This is a genomic window from Williamwhitmania taraxaci (genome assembly GCF_900096565.1).
GTDB lineage: Bacteria > Bacteroidota > Bacteroidia > Bacteroidales > Williamwhitmaniaceae > Williamwhitmania > Williamwhitmania taraxaci.
Genome location: NZ_FMYP01000053.1, coordinates 19,231 through 29,205 on the forward strand (window position 1 = coordinate 19,231; position 9,975 = coordinate 29,205).

The following is a 9,975-nucleotide window of genomic DNA, read 5'->3' on the forward strand; positions in this document are numbered from 1 at the left end:
GCAAGTATTAGACTAAAGTAACCCTCGTTTTTCCAAACAAATTCCCCACGAAGAACTGCAATCCAATAATCAATATAACTAAAAAAGGTAATATTGCCTGCCAAAGCGGGACAAAAACTGGGTCGTCGGCACCAACCACTTGATAACCGGCCCAGAAGTAAGGATGCGATCGGAGTGGGTCGGACGATTCGAGAAATTCGAGTTGAGCTCTCCGCAAGGAGTAACTTTTAGAATACCCATCCTTTAACGCACGAGCAAAGTTTTTCACAACTGCCCCACCTGAAAAATCATCAACTAGCCATTGGGTAACTACCATTGCCGGGCATCCTGCATACTGAAACCCACGTGAGAGGCTCATCAACCCCTCTCCTTTAACTAATGACCCATCACCACTGCGACAAGCACTCAATATTGCTAGTCGCGCATTTAGCTTAAGTCCATACACCTCGTATGCGTTTAGGTAACTATCGTTAACTGAATCGCTGCTGTTAAAAAAGATAAGTTTGGAGAAGATGGGATTCTTCTCATCGACAAATGTATGCATAGCCAAATGCAAAATATCGTAATTACCTGCAAACCGTTTGAAACTGGTTTCTGAAGCATCCTTCCCCACAACCACATCACCACTCAAAATCTGACTTACCCATTTCACCTCATCCTCGGCCCCATAAAGTTCCGGAAGTTTTTCCCTATATGCAGCACGGCTGCTTAAACTACCTTCAAAAGAGCCCTTATAACTAGGAGCCACCGATAGCGAGGAAGCAAATACCTTTGGATATTGATATTCATTCCCCACAAATTCCTTGGAGGAGAGTGACACCAGCAAAGCATTGGACTTAATAAGATATGGCAAAGCATAATATCCCTTTGGCCGGATTGGCATTGCAGTAAGTAGTGCACAAAACGGAATGGAAGTTAGTTCGTTGTGGGGCGCGACAATTAACGTTTTTCCTTTAATTAACTCTCTAAAAGGCAGAAGCAGCTTCGAATAGAGATAAAAACTTGACGCAGCAAACCGATTAAGGCTTTCGGCATTTACACTTCCAAAATCAGTTGGAACTAACTCATTCTTGAAAGTCACTAAATTTCGATGGAATTCGGCATCCATCGCCTGCACTTTCCAATGGACACTACTGCAACATATTGCAAATGTATATAATACAGAATCATGGACTACATACTCTACATATACTTGATCTGTCTTAAGCTTTTTTTGAATCGATTTAATGGATACGGATGATGTATCAAAAACAGCAGCATAGTATTTCGGATAGTGCGTTTCTATTGATTTGAGAAAAAGGCGATACCGCTCCTGCTCACCAAAGAGATCAGCATCAATACTCTCCAAGTATTTCTTCGAAGGCGTTTTTTTCTTTTGCTCTTCGTATATCATTTCCGAAAGCACTCCAATTCGTTGGCGAATCATTTGCTCCTTGGCCTGCACTTCGGGTGGCACTCCGGCCATCGATAACCCATTTATCCGCCTTAGTGATTCGGAAAGTACCGCAGCTTTACCTTTTGAGGCATACCGAAATGCTACATCAACGTATGCATTATTCGTTTGTGCAAGTATCAAAGCAGCACCTACCGCTTTATTAAAAACCTCATTATAGCGCTCCGATAATCGCAACTTATCCTCTTCACCTAGCAGCCCAATTCGGGAATTCTCCACCAAGGCAATGGCTTCCTTGAAACATGCAAGTCCTTTCAGAGCATAATGAGAGGATTTAGTCTGGCTAAAAAGATTAAGATATGCATCACCCAAATTTTGATCAATATCAGCCGCAAGTGAACTCGAATAATAGAGCGATTGTAGAGCCAAAGTTTTGTGGAGGGAGACAGGCCTACGCAAGACAGACAAAGCTTTCTGATATCGTCCAATTGCTTCCGTATACTTTTTTTGATCGGAATTCACCTCCCCAATATTTGAGATTACCTGTGCGATATTACTGGGACTACTCCCAGTAAAGGACTTGAAAGATGCCAAAGATTTTTCTAAGTATCGTTCAGCATACTCCCATTTACGCAACTTTCGATACAAAAAACCGATATTATTATAGACATGGCTAGCATCTTCAAGGCTTAAGAATTCGCCTCGTTCAATGGATTTTTCGGCAAGTTTATAACAATGCATCGCCTGCTCGTAGTTGGTTCTCGACAGATAAGTATTGCCAAGTCCAGTATAAATGGCTGAGAGCATCTTAGGCATGCGCTTTTGCGCAAGAACTATGTTTCTTTTTGCAATGGAGATGGCATCATCATAATTACCGATTCCAGCAACAGTATTACTCAACTTAAAATTGGCAACCACCAACCGGGAATAATCAGGGTTTGGCTGAGCCGACAGAATGGCAATACCTTGTTTTGTGTAGTTTACAGCCTCCTGATATTCATGACGAACCAAGAAACAGTTACCCATCTCTACATACGCAATAGCAAGATCCGACAGGGCTGAGTTAAGGGGTTTGAGTAGTTGCACTGTGCTTGAATAATAGGCCAAAGCTGAATCGGTAAACCCCTGCTGTTGCATTATACTTCCAAGATTATAGTATCGAGCTCCAAGGATACTGCTATCCGGATTTTCTGTTGTTGAATACAACTTTATCGATTTCAGAAAGTATTCGCCAGCCTTTGTAAAATTACCAGCCGTACCATATTCGTAACCCATGTCGCTGTAAACTCGAGAAAGACTATCTGGATTTGGCTTAACGGCGCAATAGCATTTAGATTGAAGAGAAGCCGTAAAGACAAATGCAATAATTACAACGGAAGATAACGGCCCAAACAAATGGCATCTCATAGGAGGGTTCTTTGTGCAAATTTAGCAAAAAGAAATTGACAATGCAGCAATTTGAAGATATGCCAACACGATTAGCAATTTGAAGATTTGATTGTTTAAAAACAATAAATCGGAAGAGACAATAGAGTATTATGATACTCCCCATTCTTAGGACTGCATGCGAAAAAGATACCGAACAGGATAAAGCAACCGCTGCAGTAGGCTAGCCTCTTCGGTAGAAATGTCCGCGATACCAGAGAGTTCACCCCGAAGATTTACCTTTTTATGATAAGAGGTTTCTAACGCTTTGGGTAACTCAACTACCACGGTATACTTACCCTCGCTGGGAGCAACCGAAACCAACCTAACCCGTCCGGTGAGAAGACCATACTCCATAAAAGGATAACCGTCGAGCTTAATATTTACTGACTGTCCCTCCTTTACCTTGCCAGCTCCTTGGGCCGGAAGTTCGATACGACCAACCGGATTACCTGGATTTTCTGCAACCACAGCAAAAACGGATTCGCCAGCCTTAACCTCCTGCGACAAACTCCACACCTTTATATAACTCATTTTCCCAGAAGTGGCAGCCTTTAGAAGATACTGCTGTTCCCACGCCGAAAGCAATGTCACCAATTGTTCATAGGCTAATCGTAAATCGCTCTTTAGTTTGGCGTCCTGCTCAGAAAAAGTCATGCTCAGTTCCAGCTGTTCCTGCTCCAACTTAGCGAGGGTAATACTAGCGTTGGATACAGAAACCTTCGACTGTTCCAATCCCGATCGCTTTGCAAGGAGTGCTTGCTCGGCGCGCTCGTAATCTAAAGCGGCTATATTCTGTTGAGTAAAGAGAACCGAATCGCGCCTAAACTGGTTTTGTGAAATCTTAAGATCACGCTCCATTAGGCGAAGCTGCGACTGGAGCCGGGTGCAGTATACCCGATACTCCTTCTGCTCTTTTTGCAGAGCGGTCATTTTCTTGTGATGGAAATCTTGCCGTAGAAAGAGTCGATAATCGGCTACCGACCGAGTAAACGTAGCGTAGGGAGATTGAACTTCGCCAAGATGCAAAAAGACCTCCTCACGAGGCAGCAAAAGGGTATCATAGCGATCAACCGCACTGGCCGCAACCAACATCCGCTTTTGAAGGATTCCAATGTCGGTTAGTGAAGCGGAGTTTTGAATCATTGCTAAGGTATCACCCTTCGAAACTGTAGCACCATCGGCCACAAGAAGTCCCGACAGCTTTCCGCCAATCCGCGCCACCACCATGGAGGGCGGGTTTTCGGTGGACACCACCACTGGTGCGGTAATAATCTCGGGGTACTGAAAAAATGCGCTTCCCACAATAATCGTAAGCACAACCACAAACACTACCCCAATCCCGCCTCTAATAATCCAGCGCGGTGGGGTTCCAAGTAGGTCGTTTATTTCTTCGGAACGTAAATTTATATCTTTTGACTTTTCCACTTCAACTATTTTTTTCACCACAGATTTCGCAGATTATCACAGATTAAAACTCAAAAACAAATCAACTATTTTTACCACAAGGGTATCCTGCAGCAGCCATCCTTTTACTTTTCACATTGTGTCCTACCCTAAAAAGGAAGTGATGATCTAAACCAACATCAGCAATTGTAACCGGTCAACCAGAACTATCAATCTTTTCACCTTTAATAATTTACATTTCACGCTTTACAGCTCCAGCTGATTTTTCACCAGCGTATAGTATGCGCCCTTCTTTGCCGAGAGTTCCTCATGGGTTCCAACCTCCACAATTTGGCCCTTTTCAATTACCACAATCTGGTCAGCATTACGGACGGTGCTCAGGCGGTGAGCCACCACCACCACGGTGCGGCCCTTAAAAAATTCATGAAGATTCTCAAGGATGGTGCGCTCATTGTTGGCGTCAAGGGCGTTGGTTGCCTCATCGAAGAAGATAAACTGAGGATTCTTATACACCGCGCGAGCAATGAGAATGCGCTGCTTTTGCCCCTGGCTTAGCCCATGCCCCTCCGGACCAATCTTGGTGTTGTAGCCCAAGGGCAGCGAGTCGATAAACTCGGCGATATTGGCCACCTGAGCCGCATGCAGCAGCAGCACCTTATCGATGACCTCTGCGCCCGGTGCCACGTTGGCCGCAATGCTATCGGAGAAGATGAACCCATCCTGCATTACCACCCCGCACTGCCTTCGCCATTCGCGCAGGCTGAAGGCCTCCATGCGATTTTCGCCCAGCAGTATCTCCCCTTCCGATGGCGGGTAAAAGCCCAGCAGCAACTTTACCAGCGTAGTTTTGCCGCTACCCGAGGTGCCCACAATGGCGGTTTGCTTTCCTGGGGGAATTAAGAGGTTAACCTTATCGAGCACCAGCTCCGAATCGGGCCCCTCATACCTAAACGAAAGGTTGTTGAGCGCAATGCCTTTGTTGGTTGGAATATCATCAATGTGCGACTCCTCCACATCCTCCTCGTCCTTACGGAGGTGAATCTCGCCCAACCGCTCAAGGCTGATCTTGGCATCCTGCGTCTGGTTAAAGAAGCCGATAAGCTGCTCGATGGGGCTGTTGAGCTGCCCAATGATATACTGTACCGAGAGCATCATACCCAGCGTCATTTGGCCATCGACCACGCTCTTGGCGGCAATCACAGTAATGAGGATATTCTTAATCTCGTTGATGAGAACGCCACCGCTCTGCTGGTATTGGCTAAGGGCAAGCCCCTTGATGCTTACGCGGAAGAGGCGTGCCTGGATTCGCTCCCACTCCCACCGTTTCTGCTGCTCGCAGCCGTTGAGCTTTATCTCCTGCATCCCCTGGATGAGCTGAATCACGTTGCTCTGGTTGGCCGACATCTGGGCAAACCGCCGATGGTCTAGCTCCTCGCGCTTCTTCAGGAAAAGCCATACCCAAGCGGCGTATATAGAGCTACCGGCCAAAAATATCAGGAAGATGGTGCTGCTGTAGAAGAGGAGCACCGCCCCAAAGATGATGAGGTTCATCAGCGAGAAGAGCACCGAAAGCGAGGTGCCCGTGAGAAAGGTCTCGATGCGCTTGTTGTCGCCAATGCGCTGCATGAGGTCGCCCGTCATCTTGGTGTCGAAGTAGGCAATGGGCAGGCGCATGAGCTTGGTAAGGAAATCGGAGACCAGCGCCACGTTGATGCGCGTACCAAGGTGCAGCAGAATCCAGCCGCGGATAAACTCCACCGATACCCGGCTGAGGGTAAGCACCAGCTGGGCAATAAGCACCAGGTAAATAAAGGCAATGTTGCGGTTACCGATACCGTAATCGACAATGGCCTGGGTAAGAAAGGGGAATATAAGCTGCAGCAAGCTGCCCAGCAGCAACCCCAGAAGCAGCTGGATGAGCAACTTGCGGTAGGGGCGCAGGTAGCTCAGCAGGTAGCCGAAGCTCTTCTTGTTGGGCTTCTCATCGGCCGTGGCGTAGAAATCGGGCGTGGGCTCCAGCAGCAGCGCCGTGCCCTGCGGTTCCTCGTTGCTACCCGTGGATGCCCAGCAGCGCATAAACTCAACGCGGCTAAAGGTTACCAAGCCACCGGCGGGATCGGCCACGTGAACGGTTTCCTTCCCCGTGCGCCCCGTAATTTTATACACCACCACAAAGTGGTTTTGGTTCCAGTGTACAATGGCCGGAAGCGGAGCCTCGTTGGCCAGCTTCTCGAACGGAATCTTCACGCCGAGTGTACGAAAGCCAATGCTCTCAGCTGCCCGCGAAATGCCAAGCATGCTCACGCCAAGGCGCGAAATGTGGCTCCGCTCGCGCAGCGTTTGAATGGTATAGTGCTTGCCGTAGTGGCGCGCCACCATGCGAAGGCAGGTGGGACCGCAGTCCATGGCATCGGGTTGGTTATAGTGGGGGAAGGACATTTATGATAGAGGCTTAATTGGTGTTCGAATATACTAAAAATTGTGGTGCACCACCATACGAAGATAGAGCCCTTTTGCCTACTAGCGAGAAACCCACTGTCTCCTCCGAAAATATTTATCCATCAACCGGTGGAAGGAGTATGCATGGCACCAAGTTTGGAATAGTTAGAAATACATTTATGAGTAATCTTCTCATGTAAACTTTAAACTGAACTCATTTTCTCATTTGCAATATTTCATTTATCCCTCTCTCCAAGACAACATCTCTACTGTCTAATAGATCATGAATAGTTTGTGCAATCTCTATATCCGGTTTTATTCCTCCATTTACAAAACGTTTTCCACTATACGGAAAACATATTCTCCGAGTACAAATTCGTATAATTCCATCATTGGGAAGACCCTTTACAACAAGCGGGGAGCCCGTACTACCGCCAGTCTCCTCACCAATAAGTTTTGGTCTTTGGGGTGTCTCATAAATATTAACTAGAAAATCCTCTGCAGCAGAAAATGTATATCGGCCAATCAGTACAACAACAGGAACACTTATTCTTTTAATAGTATCTGGGATGAAGATTGTGTCTGGCCGATTAAACAATAATGCAGTGTTGTTTCCAAACTCCTTGTATTCCACTTTCCAATTAGCATTTGCCTTTTTGACACCATTATTTATTCTTGTTTCCCAACCAAAGTTTAAGAAATGATCGTTTCTGGTAAGCAAAGACTGTAAATACCATGCAACAGTAGTACTACCTCCACCATTTTTTCTTAAATCAATAATTAATCCTTTAGTTTTATTGATTGCATCAATGTGCTGATCTATTAGTTTTATTGCAACCTCTTCAGGCGAAAAAGCCCTGATATTTAAATAACCAATGCTATCGTCAATTACTTCGAATTTTACGAGTTGCACATTCCTTTCGTATGGGATACCCCAAGTTTGATCATTGAGGGTTCGGGTAGCTTCACCATTTCGAGATAGAGTAATGTCAACAGTATCGCCATTCATTAAAACTAAAGTAGCTTGAAACTTTTTCCACACAAAATCTTGATGAACCTGATGAACACCCTGCATCCACATATGCTGTGTGGTTGATGCAGAAATATATGGAAAAATTGAATCTTCCAAGAATTGTTTCGTTGGAATATTCGTAATTTTCACCACTTCAGCACCTACCCATGTTGAATCATTTTCCGGCGATTTTCTAACAGTCGAAACATAAACCTTCTCTCCAACATCAATCAAGTTCAAAGTAAAGTAATCTCTCATTGTTGAGAACATACCATTATCCCATATCTCAGTATGCCCATCTTTAAAAGTAGCAGTAAACTTTCTCATCAGTCGATAAAACTCATAGTCGTTATTTGTCTCTATAATCCTAGGAATATAAGCACTATAGAGACTATCAATATCAAAGGAGACATGATCCATATTGACATAATTGTATTTCAGTTCACTCCATAGAGTGCTTAAATGGAATATCTTCTCCTTCGATGAAATAGTATTTCCAATTTGTTGACCTTGGCAAATCTCAACTAGTAGAAAAAATACAATCAGATTAACAAATTTGCTCATGGTACATTCTTTTTAACATTTCATCAACTGACTGTTTCAACCCTTGATAGTTACATATTCTATTGAATTCACCAGGATCAGTTTCCACTATTTTCTGACTACACGGACCATAACATACAGGCAGCAAATCACATGAAAGACATTTAGGATTATCAAACTTAATATGTCCCAATCTTCTAGAAAGTTTCTTGATGTTCCAATCAATCATGCCTTCACTATTAAGGCAACCATCGCTATTACTTTCCACAAAATCTCTAGCAGTACATTTAAATACTAGCCCATCGTAATTAATTATAGCCTGCTCAAGTTTGTCAGCATAGCATAATTGCACTTGAGGTGTAGTGTATTCATCCACTCTAAATCCTGCTTGTTTAAAAATCTTCTTCACCTCATCAACATCATAGTAATAATCATTTATATTTTTCAATTGCCAAATTCGTTGAAATGCAACTTGAATTTTTTTTCGATTCTCCAATGGTATATCGGCAATAATATCAACACAACTCGCGAGGTTTTCGTCTGAGAAATTAATCCTTAACTTAAGGTCAAGCTTTTCAATATTTTGGCATAACTCATTGATATTTGACACTGTTTTTGCATATGTATTTTTCCCTTTTTTTACTTTTTGATGGTTTTCTTTGTTTCCATCTAAGGTGATCTGAAAGCGATTCAACTCAATTTCTGCAAGTTTGTCGATGCGAGTTTTGCTCAACAAATACCCATTAGTTGTTATTTGATTTGAAAATTTAACATTATGATTATTTGCTAGTTGAGATATTTTTTGGGATAAAGGAAATATAACATCATCAAAACACATCAAAGGCTCTCCTCCAAACCAATCTAAGTCTATACTACTAATCCTTTCGTTTGTTATTTTATGAGTAATATGTCTAAGAATATTATCTTGAACATCTTGATGCATAGAGCCCTTAGTCTTAGTTTCATAACAATACCAGCAATCAAAATTGCAATTCAATGTAGGTATTATAGTAAATCTATAGGTAGAATCTCTGTAAACAGAAGTTAAATACTGCAACTTAACCCTATCGATCTCTTTTTCATCCTCATCAACAATAACATAAATCTTTTTCATTGCTGTAAACAAATTCAACTTTACAGACTTCAATTTATCAAGGTCATCTTCATGCTTCTTAAGTAGCAGATAATTCTCCACATTCAATACAAAAAAAAATTTATTCACTAGATTAAAGCATATAACATCATTATTATATTCCAAAAAATAGGTGAATTTATTTAGCCTGAATTTCGACATGTGCATCTTTTTATTGTTAAATTTAGCCTGAATACGATTAAGCATTCAGGCTAAACAAGATAATTTACAGAATGACAAAAAAGAAAACAAACAATATCACCTAAGACCTTATATCCGCAACATAAAAGCATAAAATAATCGGGAACCCCTGTAATAATAATCATCACAAGGCTTTCCCGATTAAAATATTTTCACCTACTTAGGTGAAAACATCGTAGCGGATGAAAATTACATATTCTAGCGACACCATCAACTCTTTTGGCGGAATAAATTTTGCAGACAAAATTATCCGGGAGGCCTCTATTTACGACACCATAGACCAAACGCTTGGCATTCGGGGAGTTAAGGCACAGTATTCCTACAGTGATTTGTTTCGATCCTACCTCATGCTGGTTTTATGCGGCGGCGAATGCGCCGAGGATATTACCGAACACCTGCGCTCAGAGCTGAACCAGCTTACCG

Annotated in this window: 5 protein-coding genes and 1 pseudogene; 1 reads left to right on the forward strand and 5 read right to left on the reverse strand. The window is 43.1% G+C overall.

What is annotated here, in order from left to right; all coding sequences use genetic code 11:
* Nucleotides 1-7: 7 nt before the first annotated feature.
* From BLS65_RS12830 to BLS65_RS12850, 5 genes are all read right to left on the reverse strand, one after another.
* Nucleotides 8-2,800, reverse strand: coding sequence for a CHAT domain-containing protein (locus tag BLS65_RS12830; RefSeq protein ID WP_092439630.1), 2,793 nt, complete (start codon nucleotides 2,798-2,800; stop codon nucleotides 8-10).
* Between the two features lie 147 nt (nucleotides 2,801-2,947).
* Nucleotides 2,948-4,246 (reverse strand): HlyD family secretion protein, encoded by a 1,299-nt coding sequence (locus BLS65_RS12835; RefSeq protein WP_125869870.1) that lies wholly within the window; start codon nucleotides 4,244-4,246, stop codon nucleotides 2,948-2,950.
* A gap of 225 nt (nucleotides 4,247-4,471) precedes the next feature.
* Nucleotides 4,472-6,664 (reverse strand): peptidase domain-containing ABC transporter, encoded by a 2,193-nt coding sequence (locus BLS65_RS12840; RefSeq protein ID WP_092439634.1) that lies wholly within the window; start codon nucleotides 6,662-6,664, stop codon nucleotides 4,472-4,474.
* Nucleotides 6,665-6,878: 214 nt separating this feature from the next.
* Nucleotides 6,879-8,240 (reverse strand): S41 family peptidase, encoded by a 1,362-nt coding sequence (locus tag BLS65_RS12845; protein WP_092439637.1) that lies wholly within the window; start codon nucleotides 8,238-8,240, stop codon nucleotides 6,879-6,881.
* Nucleotides 8,224-9,333: a radical SAM/SPASM domain-containing protein gene (locus BLS65_RS12850; protein WP_212590550.1), complete on the reverse strand. Its 1,110-nt coding sequence runs from the start codon at nucleotides 9,331-9,333 to the stop codon at nucleotides 8,224-8,226. Before BLS65_RS12850 ends, BLS65_RS12845 begins: the two co-directional genes overlap by 17 nt.
* 401 nt (nucleotides 9,334-9,734) lie before the next feature.
* Between BLS65_RS12850 and BLS65_RS12855 the strand changes: the two are divergent.
* Nucleotides 9,735-9,975 (forward strand): annotated as a pseudogene (locus tag BLS65_RS12855) (hypothetical protein); the annotation flags it as partial.